15 protein-coding genes are annotated in these 18,335 nt (G+C 63.9%); 8 read left to right on the forward strand and 7 right to left on the reverse strand.

Annotated features, from left to right (window positions below):
• Positions 1-67: 67 nt before the first annotated feature.
• Together AB6N07_RS06250 and AB6N07_RS06255 are read left to right on the forward strand one after the other, a co-directional pair.
• Entirely contained in the window at positions 68-2,158 is a 2,091-nt protein-coding gene (locus AB6N07_RS06250) for a methyl-accepting chemotaxis protein (RefSeq protein WP_370676942.1), read from the forward strand.
• 108 nt (positions 2,159-2,266) lie between these two features.
• Entirely contained in the window at positions 2,267-2,674 is a 408-nt protein-coding gene (locus AB6N07_RS06255) for a VOC family protein (protein ID WP_370676943.1), read from the forward strand.
• A gap of 64 nt (positions 2,675-2,738) precedes the next feature.
• Here AB6N07_RS06255 and AB6N07_RS06260 read toward each other — a convergent pair whose 3' ends face one another.
• Positions 2,739-3,287, reverse strand: a complete 549-nt coding sequence (locus AB6N07_RS06260) for a DUF1003 domain-containing protein (protein ID WP_370676944.1) — start codon at positions 3,285-3,287, stop codon at positions 2,739-2,741.
• A gap of 250 nt (positions 3,288-3,537) precedes the next feature.
• Here AB6N07_RS06260 and AB6N07_RS06265 point away from each other — a divergent pair, with 250 nt between their 5' ends.
• Positions 3,538-4,602, forward strand: a complete 1,065-nt coding sequence (locus tag AB6N07_RS06265; protein WP_370678198.1) for a Tat pathway signal protein — start codon at positions 3,538-3,540, stop codon at positions 4,600-4,602.
• A gap of 187 nt (positions 4,603-4,789) precedes the next feature.
• Entirely contained in the window at positions 4,790-6,832 is a 2,043-nt protein-coding gene (locus AB6N07_RS06270; RefSeq protein WP_370676945.1) for a VTT domain-containing protein, read from the forward strand.
• Here the strand turns inward: AB6N07_RS06270 and AB6N07_RS06275 are convergent.
• From AB6N07_RS06275 to AB6N07_RS06285, 3 genes are all read right to left on the reverse strand, one after another.
• Positions 6,805-8,298, reverse strand: a complete 1,494-nt coding sequence (locus AB6N07_RS06275) for an L-fuculokinase (RefSeq protein WP_370676946.1) — start codon at positions 8,296-8,298, stop codon at positions 6,805-6,807. The genes AB6N07_RS06270 and AB6N07_RS06275 overlap by 28 nt on opposite strands.
• 75 nt (positions 8,299-8,373) lie before the next feature.
• Positions 8,374-9,792 (reverse strand): L-fucose/L-arabinose isomerase family protein, encoded by a 1,419-nt coding sequence (locus tag AB6N07_RS06280; RefSeq protein ID WP_370676947.1) that lies wholly within the window; start codon positions 9,790-9,792, stop codon positions 8,374-8,376.
• A gap of 59 nt (positions 9,793-9,851) precedes the next feature.
• Positions 9,852-10,874, reverse strand: coding sequence for a hypothetical protein (locus tag AB6N07_RS06285; protein WP_370676948.1), 1,023 nt, complete (start codon positions 10,872-10,874; stop codon positions 9,852-9,854).
• A 309-nt stretch (positions 10,875-11,183) separates the two neighbouring features.
• On the opposite strand from AB6N07_RS06285, the gene araC reads away from it, so the two are divergent.
• The 4 genes from araC to AB6N07_RS06305 all read left to right on the forward strand — a co-directional run bounded on the left by araC (position 11,184) and on the right by AB6N07_RS06305 (position 14,271).
• Positions 11,184-12,140 carry an arabinose operon transcriptional regulator AraC gene (gene araC / locus AB6N07_RS06290; protein ID WP_370676949.1) on the forward strand — a complete coding sequence of 319 codons (957 nt, stop codon included), beginning with the start codon at positions 11,184-11,186 and terminating at the stop codon, positions 12,138-12,140.
• A 99-nt stretch (positions 12,141-12,239) separates the two neighbouring features.
• Positions 12,240-12,626 carry a hypothetical protein gene (locus AB6N07_RS06295; RefSeq protein ID WP_370676950.1) on the forward strand — a complete coding sequence of 129 codons (387 nt, stop codon included), beginning with the start codon at positions 12,240-12,242 and terminating at the stop codon, positions 12,624-12,626.
• A complete protein-coding gene (locus AB6N07_RS06300; RefSeq protein WP_370676951.1) occupies positions 12,623-13,264 on the forward strand; it encodes a ribonuclease T in 642 nt (213 codons plus the stop codon). The genes AB6N07_RS06295 and AB6N07_RS06300 overlap by 4 nt, the downstream gene beginning before the upstream one ends.
• A gap of 125 nt (positions 13,265-13,389) precedes the next feature.
• Entirely contained in the window at positions 13,390-14,271 is an 882-nt protein-coding gene (locus tag AB6N07_RS06305; protein ID WP_370676952.1) for a DMT family transporter, read from the forward strand.
• Between the two features lie 47 nt (positions 14,272-14,318).
• Here AB6N07_RS06305 and AB6N07_RS06310 read toward each other — a convergent pair whose 3' ends face one another.
• The 3 genes from AB6N07_RS06310 to AB6N07_RS06320 form a co-directional block, all read right to left on the reverse strand.
• A complete protein-coding gene (locus AB6N07_RS06310) occupies positions 14,319-16,373 on the reverse strand; it encodes a TIM-barrel domain-containing protein (protein ID WP_370676953.1) in 2,055 nt (684 codons plus the stop codon).
• 68 nt (positions 16,374-16,441) lie between these two features.
• Positions 16,442-17,500 carry an ABC transporter ATP-binding protein gene (locus AB6N07_RS06315; protein WP_370676954.1) on the reverse strand — a complete coding sequence of 353 codons (1,059 nt, stop codon included), beginning with the start codon at positions 17,498-17,500 and terminating at the stop codon, positions 16,442-16,444.
• A gap of 17 nt (positions 17,501-17,517) precedes the next feature.
• Complete coding sequence (locus AB6N07_RS06320) at positions 17,518-18,330, reverse strand: carbohydrate ABC transporter permease (protein ID WP_370676955.1); 813 nt, start codon at positions 18,328-18,330, stop codon at positions 17,518-17,520.
• Between the last annotated feature and the right edge of the window lie 5 nt (positions 18,331-18,335).

Genomic DNA, 18,335 nt, shown 5'->3' on the forward strand with positions numbered 1-18,335 from the left:
CGTCGCGGAATTAATATTTCCGCTACAAATCATTGATATATTTGGGTGTCTTTATCGAGGGTCTGAAATGAACCGCCTCACCGTAAGCCTGACTTTGAGAGTAACCATTGCCGTTCTCGTTGCCGGTATTCTGGTTCAACTGGCGGTAGGTGCCTGGACGTCCTGGCAGAGCGCCGGCACGGCTGCCCGCATCGAAACGGTTGCCCAGGCCACGACGCAGATGTTCCAGGCCTTGCCGAACCTGCGCATCGACCGAAGCAACACCGGTAGGGCCATCAAGGCCGATCAGGGACTGGACGGGTTCGTCAAGCAGGTCGCGGATGCGCGCGGCATCGAGATGCCGGCAATCGAGGCGGCGATCGCCACCCTAGAAAGCGCTGATCTGCCCGACGGCGCCCAGCTCGCCAAGGGCTTGCGTGAAAAGTTCGACGCTCTCAAGGCGCTTCAGGCCAAGACCGACGAGGCCTTCAAGCAGGACAAGGCCAGCCGCCAGGCCTCGCTCGCTGACGACTATACCAAGGTCGCCACGGCGATGATCGACCAACTATCCTCAGTCTCCTCCAAAATCGCCGAAGACGTGCGTCTGGCCGATGGCCTGATCGACCGTTTGCTCGACATCAAGGCGCTTGCTTGGGTCATGCGTAACGCCGCCGGCGATGCTTCGGGCTTGGCCGCCAACGCCTTGGGGGCGATCGGCGTGCCAGCGAACGCGTTGGAATCCTACACCGCCAATATGGCGACAGCTCAGGTGGCGTGGAAGTCCATCAAAGATATGTCGTCGGGTGTGGATCTGCCGCCCGCATTCGCTGAGGCGATGGCCACGGCGGATCGGGAGTACTTCAGCTCGGGCTCGATCGATCGTCAGACCACCTTGCTCAAGACGGTGCTTAGCGGCCAGAAGGCCGACACCGACACCCTCGGCTGGAGCAACTACAACGCGCCGCGCTTGACCACATTGCTCAACGTTGCCAACGCCGCGCTGGCCATCGCCGAGACCAAGTCCAACGAGACGTATACCCAGGCAACACTCTCATTGTGGATAAACCTCGGCCTGTTCGGCAGTGCGCTGCTACTGGCCGTCGCGGTCACCATGGTCGTTCAGCGTCGCGTCATTCACCCGCTCAGCGTCATCGGCGATCGTATGATGGCGCTGGCCAACGGCCAATTCTCGATCGAGGCTCCTTATGTGGAGCGCAATGACGAGATCGGCGCGCTCGGCAAGACCATGGCCGTCTTCCGCGACAACATGCAGGAAACCGAGAGATTGCGTGCCGAAAGGGCGGACCAGGAGCGCCTCGACCGCGAACATCGTGCCGAAGACATGAACAATCTGGCAATCCGGTTCGACGAGGCTGTCGGCGACATCGTGACGATGGTGGCATCGGCGTCCACGGAGTTGCAGATGTCGGCGAAATCGCTGACGTCGCTGGCGGATTCGACCCAGAACCAGTCGGCTTCGGTGGCCGCCGCCGCCGAACAGGCTTCGGCCAACGTCGCTTCAGTGGCGTCGGCGACCGAGGAACTGTCGTCGTCAGTGTCGGAGATTGCCCGTCAGGTGGAGAAGTCGTCGGAGATCGCCTCAAGGGCGGTGATCGAGGCCAACACCACCAACGACAAGGTCAAGGGCCTGGCCGCCGCCGCCGAGAAGATCGGTGCCGTCGTCGAATTGATCAACTCGATCGCCGGCCAGACCAACCTTCTGGCGCTCAACGCCACCATCGAGGCGGCGCGGGCCGGTGAGGCCGGCAAGGGCTTTGCCGTGGTGGCCGCCGAGGTCAAGCAACTCGCCGACCAGACCGCCAAGGCAACGGCCGAAATCGGTGCGCAGATCGGCGCCATCCAGACTGCGACCTCCGAGGCGGCCGAGGCCATCAACGGCATCGGCTCCACCATCGAGACGATGAACGACATCGCCAAGTCGATCACCGGCGCGGTGGATGGGCAGAACGCCGCCACCGTCGAGATCGCCCGCAACGTCCAGGAAGCGTCGATCGGCACGGGAACGGTGTCGCAATCCATCACCTCCGTCACCATGGCCGCCAGTGAATCGAGCAGCGCCGCCACGCAGGTCCTGGCCTCGGCCTCCGAGCTCAGCCGCAACGCCGAACGCCTGCGGCACGAGCTGAACACCTTCCTCGGCTCGATCCGCGCCGCCTGATGTCGCGCGCCGACCGAGGTTGGATTCATAAGGGATAACCATATCGGGCTCTTTGCGAGCCCGATATGACGCCGGGACTCCGATCTCGAAGTCGGTGGAGACCATTCGATGAACGTGAGCCAGAAACACTTTCGCACCGTGTCGAGCATCACGCTCGGTGTCGCCGACCTCCGCCGCTCTCGTGCTTTCTACGACGCGTTGGGCTTCCTAGCCGACCCAGCCTCGAACGACGAGTTCGTCATCTACAAGCTCGATAGCGTAACGCTTTCGCTCTTTCCAAGGGCGCTGCTGGCTAGGGATGCCGAGGTCGAGAACGATGGTCTCGGCTTCGACGGCATCACATTTGCCCACGACTACCCGTCCGAGGCGGCCGTTGACGCGGCGATGGCACATGCCCTCTCAGCCGGCGCTGTGCCGCGGCGACCGGCCAGGACCGTGTTCTGGGGTGGCTACTCCGGGTTCGTTGCCGACCCCGACGGCCATCTTTGGGAGCTGGTGTTCAACCCGTTCGCCTAACCGTTCGGCTCCGACCTCAGCCCCGTCGATACCCATCTCGGGTTAGAGGCGGTGGGGGGGATGATCATGAGGTCTGGCTTTGCGCCGCGCCGGTGACGTGCCGGTGGACTTCGATGGTCAGTGTTTCGACGCGCTCTGTCAGCGTCTTGATGGTCTCCGTCAGCGCGGTGTTCTGCTGAACAAGGTCGAGGAGCATGGCCGTCTGCTGCGCCGCTATTGCTTGGCGTTGTTCGCTGGTGTGCGCGATATCCTCGCGATGCTGAGCGTCGGCCTCGGCATGGGCCTTGTCGCGGTCGGCTTGGCGGGTCTGGGCCAACAGGATGAGGGGCGCCGCATAGGCGGCTTGCAAGCTGAAGGCGAGGTTCAAGAGGATGAAAGGGTAAATGTCGAAATGGGTCCATCCGGCGACATTGGCAACAATCCAGCCGGCCACAATCACCGTTTGCCCGATGAGGAAGGAAGGCGTCCCGAAGAAGCGCGCGAATTTTTCCGCTTTCAACGCGAACCAGTCGTCGCCGAACACCGAATGCAGATGCGCGTGTGGAAGGTGAAACCGGAAGAAAACTTTCAAATTATTGGCTCCGTTTGGTTCGATGCTGTCGCCGTTGGACATAAAAGTCTCCTCCGAACACGGTCCGGCTTCCCGCCATCTCCGAGTTGGCCGGCCGGCGTGCCTATGAATGCCGAGAAAGTGGCAGATTTTCGCGTTTCCGCCGGCCGCGCCGATCGACGGCCATAAATCCGTGATAGTCCGGAGATGTTCGGCGTGGTCGACGCGTTTGATCCCAGGTCAGCCTGTGTCATCCAGCCGCCGTATGTTTCAGCTCTCCGGAGGTCGGAAGATGCATAGACGGTCCTTGCTGATGGGGCTTGGTGGACTTGCCGCGCTGGCCGGTGCCGGCGGAGCGGGGCTGCACACGGCGATCGGTTCGTCTGGAGCCTACGGCCGCTATGCCACTGTGTCGCGGGCAATTCCCACCGCGTTCGCTGTCCCGGAACTCATCCGCCTGGCGACGCTCGCCGCCAACAGTCACAATACGCAGCCATGGCAGTTTCAGGTCGCCGAGACAGCGATCAATATCCGGCCCGATCCGTCTCGCGCCACGCCGGTCGTTGATCCAGACAATCATCATCTGTTCGTCAGCCTCGGCTGCGCGGCCGAGAATCTGGTCGTTGCCGGGGCGGCAATCGGCGTGCACGGCGTGATGGAAAGCAGCCCGGACGGCAGCCTGCGCTACAGTTACGGGCTCGGCACGCCGCAGCCCGATCCACTGCTGGCGGCGATCGGCGCGCGCCAGACCACCCGTGCCCTCTATGACGGACAGCCCGTGGCGGCCTCCGACCTGGAAACCCTGCGCCTGGCCGCCGAGACCGATGGCGTGCGGCTCATCATCATCGAGGAACGAGCCCGTATCAATCAGGTCCGCGACCTGGTGGTCGCCGGCAACGATGCGCAGATGCAAGATCCGGCCTTTCGAGCTGAACTCAAAAAGTGGCTTCGTTTCAATCCGCGGAGTGCCATGGCAACGGGGGATGGTCTCTATGCGCCGGCAAGTGGTAACCCCGCCCTGCCGGATTTCGTGGGCCGGCTAGCCTTCGATGCGTTCGTCACGGCCGCCGCCGAGAACGACAAATATGCCAAGCAGATCGATTCCTCTTCTGGGATCGCGATCTTTCTGGGCGAGCGGGCCGATATCCAGACTTGGATCAGGGTTGGTCGCGCCTGCCAGCGTTTTGCCCTTACCGCGACCATGCTCGGGCTCAAGCATGCGTTCATCAATCAACCCGTCGAGGTCGCGAGCCTGCGCCCCGAACTCGCTTCTCTGGTCGGCGAACCCGGTCTGCGCCCCGACATCGTCATGCGCTTCGGCCATGGGCCGCAAATGCCGTTTTCACTGCGCCGACCGGTTGAAGCCGTGATGGTGTGACGGGGCGGGGCGCCTCACGGCACGGCCGGCGGTGATTTCCCCGCCTGCTCATGCCGGCCCCACTATGCCAGCGACGCTCTCGATGGCGTGCTGACAGGGACTGTTGCCGCGCTCATCGTTCGCGGGGTGTATCGAGAAGGCACCAGAGCCGACCGGCTGATGACCCGCATCCTGTAGGATAGTAGCCTTGGCATCCCTGATATCATCGGCAACCGACTGGCTCAGCGCGCACTCGCTCATTGCCTATCTCGCGGTGTTCCTGCTTGCCTTTTCCGAGTCGATCCCAATGGTCGGCGTCGTCGTGCCGGGAACGGCGGTGATCCTTGCGTTGAGCGCCCTCATTCCGAGCGGTGTTCTGAGGCTGTGGCCTCTGCTCGTGGCGGCGACGGCGGGTGCGATCGTCGGAGATGGCGTCTCCTTCTGGCTCGGTCACCGTTACCGTGGCGAGATCCTTCGGCGTTGGCCGCTCAGCAAGTATCCGGACCTCATCAAGCGCAGCGAGGCTTTCTTCGAACGGCACGGGGACAAGAGCGTTTTCATCGCCCGTTTCGCGCCGGGTGTTCGTGCCTTCATCCCCATTCTCGCTGGTATGCTCGCGATGCCGGTGCGGCGGTTCTATGCCGTCAACATCGCGTCGGCGCTGGTCTGGGCGGGCTCGCATATCTTGTCGGGCGTTCTGTTCGGGGCCACGTTCCGCGTTCTCGGCGCGGCGGCAAAGCCGGTGGCTATCCTTCTGGTGGTTCTTCTCGCCGCGGGCTGGGCGGTGTGGAGTCTGGTGCGCTGGACATTGAAGCGCGCCGTTCCGCTGGTAGATGCCGGCATCACAAAGTTGCGGTGCTGGGCTGAGGTCCGCGACAGCTGGCTCAGCCGCAGCATCGTCGGTCTGCTCGATCCGGAGCGTTCCGAAGCGCGGGTTCTCGCCGTGATGCTGGCCCTCCTCGTCGGCGCGGCCTGGGTGTTCCTCGGCATCCTTGAGGACGTCGTCAATGGCGAACCGCTGGTTCTCGCCGATGGCGCCATCTACAATGCCCTGCAGGAAATTCGTTCGCCAGCCGGCGATGCTGTCATGATCGGCATCACCGAGCTTGGCGACCCAAAAGTCGTGGTGGCTGTCACGGCCGTCGTGTTCCTATGGCTCGCCTGGAAGCGTGCGTGGCACACGGCCGCTTTCTGGCTGATCGCCGTCGCCGGAGCGTCGGCCCTCAACACGGCGATCAAGGTCACTCTTCACAGGGCAAGGCCTGACGAACTGCTTTATTCGGGCTGGAGCGCGTTTTCCTTTCCGAGCGGCCATAGCACGACAAATATGGTGCTCTATGGGTTCCTCGCGGTCCTCGTTGCCCGTGAGCTTCGGCCGGCACCAAGGCTTTCGGTTGCTCTCGGTGCGCTGAGCCTGATCTTCCTCATCGCCGTTTCGCGCCTCTATCTCGGCGCGCATTGGTTTTCCGACGTGGTTGGCGGGGCGGCATTCGGCTCCGCGTGGTTGATACTGCTCAGCCTGCTCTATCTACGCAGGCCGGCTGAACGCATAGGCTCGCCCGCCTTGCTGGTCGCCGCGTGCGCCGCGCTGCTTCTGGCGGGGAGCGCCAACATTTTTCAAAACCATGCGGGCGATGTCCAACGCTATGCCGTTCGACATACGACGCAGACCGTAACCGTTGCCGATTGGCAGACGACAGGTTGGCAGACGCTTCCGGCGTGGCGGTTCGATCTTACCGGTGAGGTGGAGGAGCCGCTGACGTTCCAATGGGCCGGTAGCCTTCAGAATTTGCAGGAGGTTCTGCAAAAAGATGGATGGAGGCAACCCGTGGGTTGGTCTGTGACGACCACGGTGGCGTGGCTGAGCCCGACCACAGACGCCGCGTTCATCCCGGTGGTCCCTCTCTTTGCCAGCGGCCGCCTTCCCGATCTCACCCTCATCCAGTCTTCGGTTGCGCCTGCTTCCTCTGCTTCCCGCCTAGTTCTTCGTCTCTGGGCAACGGACATGGAGCTGGCGGGCGTAGAACCGAAGCCGCTTTGGACAGGGTCGGTCATGGAGGAGCGCATCCATCACCCCCTCTCCCTGATCACCGTGGTCTCGACCGGATCGGACTTCAACGCGCCGAGGCAGACGCTGGCACGATCCTTTGACGGTGGCACTCTGATGGTGCGGGCCGGCGCGCCAACGAACGCGGAGTGGGACGGGCGCGTTCTGCTGGCCCGTCAGGAAGTCGGCGCGACGAAGCCGTAGAGACGACCGGCGACGTCGCGATAACGCGCGGCCTTCTCCCGGTAAGCTGCCACCTGCTGCGCTCGCGGCGTGAAGGCCTTGCCCTCGCGGACGAAAGCAGCCGCCGCTTCGGCATAGGAGCCGAAGACGCCGATGCCGACGCCCGCGCCCATGGCGGCTCCGGCACAGCTCGCCTCGCCTGTTACGGCGACCACCTCGCGGTTGAAGATATCGGCCTTCATTTGCAGCCAGCGCTCGGACCGGGCGCCGCCGCCGACGGCGTGGATGCGGCCGATGTCGATGCCGATCGAGGCTTGCAGTTCTAGGTTCCAGCCCATCTCCAGCGTGATGCCCTCGATGGCCGACTTGGCGAAATCTTCGTAGGTGGTGTTGGCGTCGATGCCGACCACCGCGCCGCGTGCCCGGGCATCGAGCCAGGGCGTGCCGGTGCCGACGAGATGGGGAAACATCAGGAGATCGGTCGGCTCTTCCGGCAGGTCGGCGAGGATCAGCTCATAGGGGTCGACACCCTTGAGCGTCGCCAGCTCCAGCAAATGGCGGCTCGCCACGTCGCGGAACCATTTCAGCGCCACGCCGCCAGCAATGTAGGAGAGGGTGAGTTTCAGCGGCGCCACGGTGTGGCGCTCGGTTGGGAAATTGCAGCCGAGTGCCGCAGCCGTCAGCACGGCTTCACGAACCGGAATGGAGACGCATTCGAAGGTGCCGGTGCCGTCGACGGCGATGCCCTCGGCCACGCCGCCGGCGCCCAGCGAGCAGCATCCCTGGTCATGCCCCCCGGTCACCCACTGTACATCATACGGCAGGCCGAGCTCATCAGCGGCGGCTGGCGCGGCGCGACCGACCGGCGTGCCGGAACCGACAGGCGTTGCCAGTTGCGTCGGCGCGATGCCGGCGAAGGCGAGATACTCCTCGATCCAGGCGCAGCTTTCGACATCGAGGGCCATGGTGCGCGAGGCGAGCGAGGTGCTGATCCACGCGCCGACGCCGAGCCGGTTCAGGATATAGTCCTCGACGCAGAGGAAGCGATCGGCGGCGGCGAACACCTCAGGACGGTTGGCCCTGAGCCAGGCGATCTTCGGCAACGTGTACATCGAGTGGATGGGAAGTCCGGTCCGCTGGAAAATCTCCGCCTTGCCGAAGTGCGCGGCGAAGGCGGCGGCCTCATCGACGGCTATTGGTGCCGTATTGAGGATGAAGGGGCCGATGGCCCGCCCGTCGCGATCGACCGGTACGAAGCTTTCGCCGTGGCTGGAGATGGCCGCCGCCCGGATCTCGGCCCTCGGCGCGACATCGCGCAGACGATGGATAACGTCGCCCAGCGCCCGCCACAGGCTGTCGGGGGGGAAGCCTTCGCCTGATTTGGTCCTGCCATATTCGAGCGAGGCACCAGCGAGTTTTTCGCCGTCAAGCGCATAGAGCGTCGCCTTGAGGGCCGTCGAGCCGATATCGATGCCGAGTAACGCCACGATCATCCCCGCCTTGATGGAGAACGGAACTAGCGCCGACGTTGCGAAGGCCGGCGCCGAAGGTGCGTCGGTTGGTCAGTCTATCTCGACGACGTCATAGCCGAGGTAGCGGACGAAGGCCTCGTTGATGGCCGTCTTCATATGACCGACGCCGATTGTGGTGTGGTGGCGGAAGCCGCCCTGGCCCAGACGGATCAGCTTCTTCTGCAGTCCAGGAATGGCACAGACACCGGCGCAGCCGAAGAACTCCTTCTCGATCGGGTCGGCGGTGAACTCGCCCTCGGTGAGGTAAATGGTCAGCTTGCCGTCCTCGGTCTTGCAGTTGGACAGCGTTGTCGGGAAGGCGGCAATCCGACCTTCGTTGCTGCCCCAGCCGCAGCCCGGCTGGCTCTTGGCGAACATCTTGTGATCGGTGACCTCGCCCTTCTCGGTCATCAGCGACTGGGCGACCGGGCCGCAGTGGAACAGGATCACCTTGTCGGGATCGTCGCCATAGTTGTTGTTCCAGTCGAGACAGGCGGCCGGCTTGCCGCTGGCGAGATTCAGGGCCCGCATGGTGACGGCGCTGCAGATGTCGATCTCGCAGCTCGACACCACGCCCCGGTCATTGAGTTCGCTGAGCAGCACGCAAGGCGCAATGCCGAGTTCGGCCTGCATCTCGGTCCAGCAGCGGATGGCGACGGTGTCCAGGTGATACTCGTCGATATAATCGTCGAAGGCGACGCCGACCTTGGCCAGCGTCAGCATCTTGTCAGTCGGCACCTTGCAGCAGTTGGTGTAGCTGGCCAGCCTGTCGCGCTTTTGGGTGACGCGATTGTCGCTGTCGGCCATGCCGGCGACGCGCCGGAACAGGTCGGAAAGGTCGAAGGTCTCGACGGTGATGCCGGCCTTCTGCAAGGCGATTTCGTCGAAGCGCACGGTCTTGAAGGCCGTGGTGCGGGCGCCGATGCAGCCGATGGAGAACCGCCGCATGCCCTTGACCACCCGGCAGATGGCGGCGAAGTCGTCGAGGTTGCGTCGGAAGGCCGCCGTCAGCGGATGCACGACATGCGGTTCCAGCATGGTGAAGGGCAGGCCATACTGGTGGAAGACGTCGGCGATCGAGAACTTGCCGCAGTAGGAGTCGCGGCGGTGCTCGAAGTCCATCTTGCCGATCTCGTCGGGATAGGCTTGCAACAGGATCGGTACGGCGCAGTCCTGCAACGCGGCGATGGCGCCGTTCTCGTCAGAGAAATTAGGCATCGACAGGATGACGCCGTCATAACGGCCGCGATTGGCCGCCAGCCATTCGGCATAGGCTCGCCCTTCCTCGCGCGTCTCGACGGCGCCGTAGCGGGTCAGCTCGACCGGCGGGATGAGGTAGCCATAGCCTGCATCCCCGACGGCTCTTGCGACCTCATCGCGGGCACCGGCGATCAGACTTGCCGGGAAGAAGCCGCGATTGCCGAAATAGAGCGCGAACGTGGTCCGGGGCGGACCGCCAGCTTGGGTCATTGTCTCTCTCCCATGGTTTGGTTGCGCGGCCGCCTGCATCGGGCGGCCGTCTGTTGTGGTCAGCTGCCGTAAGCGCTGGCGGTGGTGGTGAGCACGAGGTCGTCGGCCAGCGAGCGGTGGGGCTTGAGGCCGATCTTGCCGATGGCCGCGTGGTAGGATTTCACGGCGTCCTCGGCCTTGAGGTCGCCGTCGCCGACGCGCTTCAGGTGCTCGATGAAGGTGAGCTGATCCTCGGCGGCAACGATCTTGCGGCCGAACAGGGCAACGCGGGCGCCGTGCTTCTTGGCATCCTCGATCAGGAAGAACGCGTCATGGGTGGTACCGGCCGATCCGCCGAGCACGCCGACGATGATGCTGGGGTCGTAATGGCAGAGTTCGGCGACGGCCCGGCCGCCCATGTAGGGCAGCTTCAGGAACAGTGGTCGTGCCGATTCCGGTACGCCGGCCAACAGGCGGACGATGTGGTCGTTAACGAAGCCGGGGATGGCCTCCGGCGCGAGGCCATGCACCTCGGGCGGCACGTTGGGCAGGAAAACCTCGAGGAAGTGGTCGAAACCCTTCTCCTCGGCCTCGATGCGGAAGGCGTTGTAGCGTTCGAGCGTCAAGAGATCGGCGTCGGGGATGTTGTTGAAGGTCACCGAATAAAGGCCGAGGTTGGCGCCGCGCGTGCGCTCCTTGGGCGAGGGGTTCAGTTTGCCGGCCTGGATGTGGTCGATGGTCGCCGTGCTGAAGGGCGCCGACGGCGCCGTCACGTATCGGCCGCCCCGCACGACGTGCAGATCGGTGGTGTCGTTGGCGCGAACGGCCGGAAGAACCGGCGATCCGTCAAAGATCCGCTCTTCGATGGTCAGCTTGGCGGAGGTACTCGCCGACATCAGCATGATGTCGACCAGTTCCGCCTCGACGATGTTGCGGATATCCTGGTGAAGGTTGTCGATCGATCGGAGCCCGCCGTCCGCCGTCCGTCCGGCCGAGGCGACGCCACGCGCCATATCCGGGTCCTTGGCATCGGCCAGGATGAAGCAATTGGCGGACGGGTTTGCCTTGAGGATTGCCAGCTTTTTGTCGAACGTCTTTTCCACTCTACTCTCCGCTAGGTCGATCTAGACTTGCCTCGCAGCGTAAAAATGCGGGCGCATAACAAGATTTAAAATCTCATGAAATAGTACCCCGGCCGACAACAGTCGCATGAAGGCAAAGAAAACACGCCCCTTGCCACGCGGTGGAAAGGCCTTGGTCGTCCATGCATATACATATCTGCTTGCCCGACTCTCCCTTTGTCGGATCGCAGACTTCGTTCTGTCTGCCCCGATTGGCCGGTTTTCCATAGCCTTTGATTTGGCTATAGTCTGATCCAGTCGCAGACGACAGAGGGCGGATTGGCTATGAGTATGTCAAATCTTGCTGGGATGGCCGGTTCGACGGATGCCAAGGCCGATCGCCTCATCCATCGCCTTGCATTCATGAACACCTTTTCAGAAGGGCAGCAGGATCCCGAGGTTGCTCCGTTGTTACCCGGATATACTTTTGGCCAAAGGCTGATGTCGGGCCTGACGCCGGTCGAACGCGACGGGCTCCTGGATTTTGCCATCGAGCGGCCGAACGGTCTGGACGGTTGGGCGCTGCTGCTCACCGTGCGTGGCCGTGGCCTGCTGCTCGACCGGCCGGGCGAGGTGGAACTGCGGGAAGGCGACGTGCTGCTGATCCCGCCAGGGGCGGAACACCGCTATCGCCGGCACGAGGACTCGCCTTCCTGGTGGCATCGCTGGGTGTATTTCCAACCGCGCCAGACCTGGCTGCCCTGGCTATCCTGGCGGGGCGGCGTGCCCAAGGCGACGCTGTTGCGCGGGCAGGACGATGACTTCCGCCGCGAACTCGACCGGATCTTCACCGAGATCGACGCCTGGTCGATCAACGCCGACGCCTTCGCCCTGGAGATGTCGTTCAATCTTCTGGAACGCGCCATCCTGATCTGCAGCCGCTACAACGAAAAGCCGGTGGCCGATTACGATTCGCGCCTTGCCGGTGTCTGCGCCTACATCGCCGAGAACATCGACAAGGCGCTCACGCTCGAGGCCATCGCCGGGCACGCGCGCCTCTCGGTGTCTCGCCTGTCGCACCTGTTCCAGGATCGTTACGGCTGCTCCATCATGGCTTGGCGCGATGATCTCCGGATGCAGCTCGCCTGCCGCATCCTCAAGATGACCGACGCACCGGTGAAGCAGGTGGCGATCCGGGTGGGCTACGCCAATCCGCTGCATTTCTCCAAGATGTTCCGCAAGCGGATGGGGCTGAGCCCGAGCGGATACCGATCGGAACAGGGTCTGAGCGAGATAGCTGCGGCGTGATCGCTTCGAACGGGTCCAAAAGTCAGGTCGACAAGCGGGTAGGTCCGTTTATCCTGCCTTCACCGACTTCCGCTGCCACTGCCGATGAGGGGACCGATCATGCGTCTTGCCGCTGCTTCGTTTGTGCTCTGCTGTTCGACCGTGATGGCCGCGGCCGGAGAGCTTCCCACCTGCGACAATGCCTCGGTGCTCTCGACGCTTTCGAGCCGCCAGGCCTGGGCCGAGGCGCATACCTGGAAGGATGGCGTCACCATCGCCGCCGTCGATCGGATCGATGAACGGCGTCTGGTGACCGAGGTTTTCAGCGTCATCGACCGGCGTTATTGCGCCGCCCGTGCCGAACTTACCGCCGCCCTGCCGACGACGCTCTACTACGTGGTGTCGGCGGACGAGGGCTTCGCCGGCTACGGCTGGAACGTCGAGTTCTGCCTGTCCGGCCGCGATCCCTATCGGGTCTACGGCGCCGACTGCAAGATCCTGAAATGAACGACCGTCTCGTTCGCCTGCTGCTGATCCTCCTTGCGATGTGGCCGGTCGCCGCGCGGGCCGGCGACGTGCCGGGACGCTTCGATTTCTATCTCCTGTCGCTCACCTGGTCGCCGAGCTATTGCGCGGCGGAAGGTGGGGCGCGGGGCGACGCGCAATGCCAGAGCGGCCGCCGCTACGGCTTCCTGGTGCATGGCCTGTGGCCGCAATATGAGCGCGGCTTTCCTCAAGATTGCCCGACAAGCCTCGCTCCAAGCGAGGCCGACATCCGCTCTGTCTCCGACCTGATGCCGGCGCGCGGCCTCGCCCGCCACGAGTGGCAGAAGCATGGCGCCTGTTCCGGTCTTGCGCCGGCCGATTATCTCAAGGCGATCCGCGCGGCGCGCGAGACGGTTCGCATACCCACCGCCTTTCAGCGGATCGACACCTATGTGACCGTGTCTCCCGCCGATGTGGAGGCGGCCTTCATCGCGGCCAATCCCGGGCTCAAGCCGGAGGGCGTCGCCGTCACCTGCGACGGACGGCGTCTGCGCGAAGTGCGCCTCTGCCTGACGCGCGACCTTGGTTTTCGTGCCTGTCAGGAGGTCGACCGGCGCGGATGTCGCGCCGATCGGGTGGTTTTGCCGCCGGTAAGGTGAGGCAAGGGGAGGCCGCCCCGCCAGTCAACGGTTCGATCCGCATCGAAGCATCTCGCACTCGGCAAGCGCTAGAGATGGGAGAGAGCCCGAACAAAAACAGGATTATGATGGCCGAGAAGACAGGCATGGCAACGGAACTGGCGCTGCTGCTGGTGCTCTCGACGCTTTGGGGTGCGTCCTACACCCTCATCAAGATCGGCGTGACGACCATTCCTCCGGTCACGCTGATCGCCGCGAGGACGCTGATTGCCGGCTCCATCCTCGTTGCCATCATTGGGTGGCGCGGACTGAAGCTGCCGGGCGACCTCAGCACCTGGAAGCGCTTTCTGTTTCAAGCCTGTCTCAACTCCGTCGTGCCGTTCACCCTCATCGCCTGGGCTGAACAGACGACCGAGGCAGGCCTCGCCACGATCCTGAATTCGACGGCCCCGATTTTCGTGTTTCTGCTGACGGCGCTGATCACTCGCCATGAAACCGTGACCGGCCGCCGGCTGTTCGGTGTCGCAACGGGCCTGATCGGGACGTGTCTGATCGTCGGTGTCCAGGCCCTCGGCGGGCTCGGAGAGGAACTGTGGGCGCAACTTGCCATCGTCGCGGCCACGATCTGCTATGCGGGTGCCGCCATCTTCGGCAAGACCTTCAAGGGGCTCGATCCCATGATGCCAGCGGCCGGATCACTGATCTCCGGCGCTGTGATCCTCATTCCAACGAGTCTTGTTGTCGATCATCCCTGGACATTGGCCCCGAGCGCCGCGTCTCTGTTGGCGCTCGCCGCCTTGTCTGTCTTTTCCACCGCGCTGGCGTTCGTGATCTATTTTCGGCTCATCCAAACGCTCGGCTCGGTTGGCACGACGGCACAGGCCTATCTGCGTGTGCCGATCGGTGTGGCGATCGGCGTTCTGTTCCTGGGTGAACATCTCTCCTGGACGGCATCGATCGGGCTGGTCTGCGTCCTTGCCGGCGTCCTCGCCATGACGGTGCCGGTGCGTCCTGCCAAAAGCCGTTGATCAGACCCGGGGGGCTCGCCCCCGGGCCTCAAGCGGCTGGTGCCTTGTTACGGGCGCGTTCCGGCGGGGAAGACACTGAGGACAGCCGCGCCCTGTCGCAGGAAAAGCGGCAACTCGGTCAAAGGTGCCGCGCAGGAGATGGTTTGCCCCCCGGCGAGGACGCGTCCTGTCCAGGCATCCACCCAGTCGGTGCCGGCCGGCAAATAGACGCTGCGTTCTCGCTCACCGGCCTGCAAGACGGGGGCGACGAGGATGTCGCCACCGAACATGTACTGGTCGTCGATCTCCCAGCAGCGAGCATCCCCGGGGAAGGCGTAGAACAGCGTGCGCATCAGCGGGTCGCCCTGTTCGTGCGCCATCCGCATCAGGTCGCGAACATAGGGGCGAAGCCGTTCGCGGAGGTCGGTATAGCCTCGCAGGATGGCGTAGACGTCGTCGCCGAAACTCCAGAGTTCGTTGCCGGCGCCGGTGTCGCACTGGGCGACGCCATCGCGGAACGGCACGGCCGGCGGCGTGGTCGGCTCGCGGTAGCCATGCATGCGCAGCACCGGCGAGAACACCGCCCACTGGAACCAGCGCACCATCAGTTCATGGAAGGCGGGGTCATTGACGTTGCCGCCATGGAAGCCGCCGATGTCGGTCGTCCACCAGGGAATGCCGGCCATTCCCATGTTGAGCCCGGCGCTCAGTTGGTTGCGCATCGAGGCGAAGGAACTCTGGATGTCGCCCGACCAGATCAGTGCGCCGTAGCGCTGGCTGCCGGCCCAAGCGCATCTGACGAGGCTGACGATCTCCGTCTCACCCGCCGCTTTCATGCCCTCATAGATGGCTTGGGCGTAATGGGCCGGATAGGCGTTGCCGACCTCCAGGAGGTTGCCGGTGTGGTAGCGGTAGTTCTCGAAATCGTAGACGGCATATTCCGGCTCCGCCTCGTCCAGCCAGAACACCCGGACGCCCTTGTCGTAGTAGTTCTTGCGGGCGACGCTCCACAGGAACTCGCGGGCGGCCGGATTGGTCGGGTCGATGAACCGGCTGTTGCCGAGAAAGTCGAACTGGACGGGAATGCCGCGGTTTGTGTTTACGAGATAGCCCTTTTCGGCCATCTCGGCGTAGTTCTCCGATCGGGAGTCGACGGTCGGCCAGATGGAGACCATCAGCTCGGTACCCATCGCCTTGAGCTCGGCCACCATGGCGGCGGGGTCCGGCCATTCGCGCTCGTCGAAGCGCCAGTCGCCCTGCACCGGCCAGTGGAAGAAGTCGGCGACGATCACCGACAGGGGGATGCCGCGCGCCGCGTAGTCGCGCGCCACCGACAGGAGTTCCTCCTGCGTGCGGTAACGCAGCTTGCTCTGCCAGAGGCCCAGCGCGAAGTCCGGCATCATTGGAGCGGTGCCGGTTGCTCTCGCGTAGTTGCGCAGGATGTCGGCGGGCGTATCGCCGGCGGTCACCCAGTAGTCGATGCCTTGCGCGGCTTCCGAGATCCAGCGCGTACCGTTCCTGGCAAAGGAGGCTTCGCCGACGGCCGGCGTGTTCCACAGAAAGCCGTAGCCATGACTGGAGACGACGAAGGGCACGCTGGCCTGCGAGTTGCGCTGGGCGAGTTCCAGCGTGCAGCCGGCAAGATCGAGATTGGGCTGCTGGTATTGGCCCATGCCGAACAGCCGCTCGCCGGCGATCGGTTCGAAGCGGACGGTGATGCGCGAGGCGTCGCCATGTAGCGGCTTGAACTCGCGCCCGGACAGACAGAGCGCACTGATGGTCTCGGCCGCTTGGTCGCCGATGGTCCAGAACTTGGTCAGCGTGTCGCGCTGGCGCCACTTTTCTTCGAGCAGCACGGTGCCCGCCCGGTTGAGGAACTTGACCCGCCCTTGCAAATCCACCTCTGCGGCGATGGCGCCATTCTCGATCCGCATGCCATTGCTAAGTCGGCTAATAACCGGTGTATGGTCCCGCGAGGCAAGGAGCGCGCCCTCGGCTGTTTCGCGCATCGGGTAGATCGATGATCTGAGGCGCAAGCCATCCTTGCCATGGGCTTCGATCCTCAGCCACGCGCCATTGTAGGACCAGCACAGCGCATCGCGCTCAATCGACAGAGTTTCCAACGTAGGCTTCCTTTTTGTCGAGACGGTCGGACCGCCCCGGTCATTCAAGTCCAAGGGCGTGTGCGTCCCTAAAGCGCGCGGCCCGTTTCCGGGTCGAACAGGTAGATGTCGTCGCCGGCGATGCCGAGTGTCAGCGGTGCGCCGGCCTCGGTCTCGTAGGTGCCGGCATGGGCGATGCTGAGCAGAGCACCGCCGACTGTCGCCTCGATGAAGGTCATCGAGCCCGTTCCCTCGACGGTCTCCACCGTCGCGGCGAGCTGCTCGCCGCTGCCATCGAGCCGGAGATGCTCGGGCCTGAGGCCAGCCAGCACTTTTCGCCCGGTTTCTTGAGCCCGCTCGATTTTGAGGAGCACGCCCGCGCCGATGGCGATCGCCCTGCCATCGGCGGTCACCTCGGCCGGCACGAAGTTCATGGCCGGCGAGCCGATGAAGCCGGCAACGAAACGGTTGGCCGGATGGCGGTAGAGGTCGAGCGGCTTGCCGATCTGCTCGATGCGGCCGTCGTGCAGCACGACGATCAGGTCGGCCATGGTCATCGCTTCGATCTGGTCGTGGGTGACGTAGACCGATGTCGCGCTGAGGTTCTTATGCAGCTTGCGGATCTCGCTGCGCATCTGAACGCGCAGGGCGGCGTCGAGATTGGACAGCGGTTCGTCGAACAGGAAGACCTTGGGATTGCGGACGATCGCCCGCCCCATGGCGACGCGCTGGCGCTGTCCGCCGGAGAGTTGTTTTGGCCGCCGCGTCAGGAGCTTTTCCAGCCCAAGAATCTTCGCCGCCTCGCCGACGCGCTGGTCGATCTCCGCCTTGGGCCGTCGGCGCAGGCGCAGCGAATAGGACATGTTCTGCTCCACCGTCATATGCGGATAGAGCGCGTAGGACTGGAAGACCATGGCGAGATCGCGTTCGCGCGGCGCCTTGTCGTTGACCACTTCGCCCGCCACCTTGATGGTTCCCGACGTGATGGTCTCGAGGCCCGCGATGGTGCGCAGCAGCGTCGACTTGCCGCAACCCGACGGCCCGACCAGGGCGACGAAGGCGCCGATGGGGATGTCGAGGCTGATGTCGTGCAACACCTGCAGCGAGCCGTAGTTCTTGTTGAGATGTTGGATTTCGATTTGGTTCATCGACGGGTGATCCACGTTCATTTCAGCGCGCCGGAGGTGAGGCCGGTGACGATCTGCCGCTGCAAGAGGATGAAGACGATCAGGATGGGCGCGACATAGATGCCGGCGTAGTTCATCAGGCCCACCCAGTCGGCCGAATTGGCGCTGAGATAGGTGGCGAGATTGACGGTGGCGGTCTGTAGTTCGCGCGTTGCGATGAACGAACGCGAGTAGACGTATTCGCCGAAGGACTGCAGGAACACCAGCACCGAGGTGATCAGGATGCCGTTGCGGGCAAGCGGCAGGATGATCAGGAAGAAGGCGCCGAGGTGGGAGTTGCCGTCGACCAGCGCCGCGTCCTTCAATTCGCGCGGCACCTGGGTGAAGGTGGCGCGGCAGAGGACGATGTAGAAGGCCAGCGTCTTGGCGGCGGTGGCCAGCACCACGGCCGTGCGGGGGTAATCGAGCAGGCCGACGTGGTTGAAGGCGACGAACAGCGGCGTCACCATCAGCGACGGCGGCAGCACCTGCAGCACGATGACCAGGAACAGCGCTACGTTGGCCTTGGCGCCACGGGCGTTGGCCAGCGCATAGGCAGCTCCCGTGCCGAGCAGCATGGTGATGGCGGTAATGCCGGTGGCGACCAGCAGCGAGTTCCACAGATAACGGCCGATGTCGTGCTCGGCAAACACGCGCGATACCTGGAACAGCGGCTGGGAGGGCCAGAGTTCCGGCGGATATTTGAAGATGGAGCCGGAGGTCTTCAGCGCGGTCGCATACATCCAGTAGACGGGAAAGAGATAGATGGCGGCGAACAGGATGGCGAGTGCCAGGAGGACATATCTTTTCATCTTCG

The organism is Pleomorphomonas sp. PLEO (genome assembly GCF_041320595.1).
Taxonomy (GTDB): domain Bacteria; phylum Pseudomonadota; class Alphaproteobacteria; order Rhizobiales; family Pleomorphomonadaceae; genus Pleomorphomonas.

Excerpts from the sequence above, each read along its gene's own strand:
- AB6N07_RS06250 (WP_370676942.1), top strand. The coding sequence starts at position 68 with ATGAACCGCCTCACCGTAAGCCTGACTTTGAGAGTAACCATTGCCGTT.
- AB6N07_RS06255 (WP_370676943.1), top strand. The coding sequence starts at position 2,267 with ATGAACGTGAGCCAGAAACACTTTCGCACCGTGTCGAGCATCACGCTC.
- AB6N07_RS06260 (WP_370676944.1), bottom strand. The coding sequence starts at position 3,287 with ATGTCCAACGGCGACAGCATCGAACCAAACGGAGCCAATAATTTGAAA.
- AB6N07_RS06265 (WP_370678198.1), top strand. The coding sequence starts at position 3,538 with ATGGGGCTTGGTGGACTTGCCGCGCTGGCCGGTGCCGGCGGAGCGGGG.
- AB6N07_RS06280 (WP_370676947.1), bottom strand. The coding sequence starts at position 9,792 with ATGACCCAAGCTGGCGGTCCGCCCCGGACCACGTTCGCGCTCTATTTC.
- araC (WP_370676949.1), top strand. The coding sequence starts at position 11,184 with ATGTCAAATCTTGCTGGGATGGCCGGTTCGACGGATGCCAAGGCCGAT.
- AB6N07_RS06295 (WP_370676950.1), top strand. The coding sequence starts at position 12,240 with ATGCGTCTTGCCGCTGCTTCGTTTGTGCTCTGCTGTTCGACCGTGATG.
- AB6N07_RS06300 (WP_370676951.1), top strand. The coding sequence starts at position 12,623 with ATGAACGACCGTCTCGTTCGCCTGCTGCTGATCCTCCTTGCGATGTGG.
- AB6N07_RS06305 (WP_370676952.1), top strand. The coding sequence starts at position 13,390 with ATGGCAACGGAACTGGCGCTGCTGCTGGTGCTCTCGACGCTTTGGGGT.
- AB6N07_RS06315 (WP_370676954.1), bottom strand. The coding sequence starts at position 17,500 with ATGAACCAAATCGAAATCCAACATCTCAACAAGAACTACGGCTCGCTG.
- AB6N07_RS06320 (WP_370676955.1), bottom strand. The coding sequence starts at position 18,330 with ATGAAAAGATATGTCCTCCTGGCACTCGCCATCCTGTTCGCCGCCATC.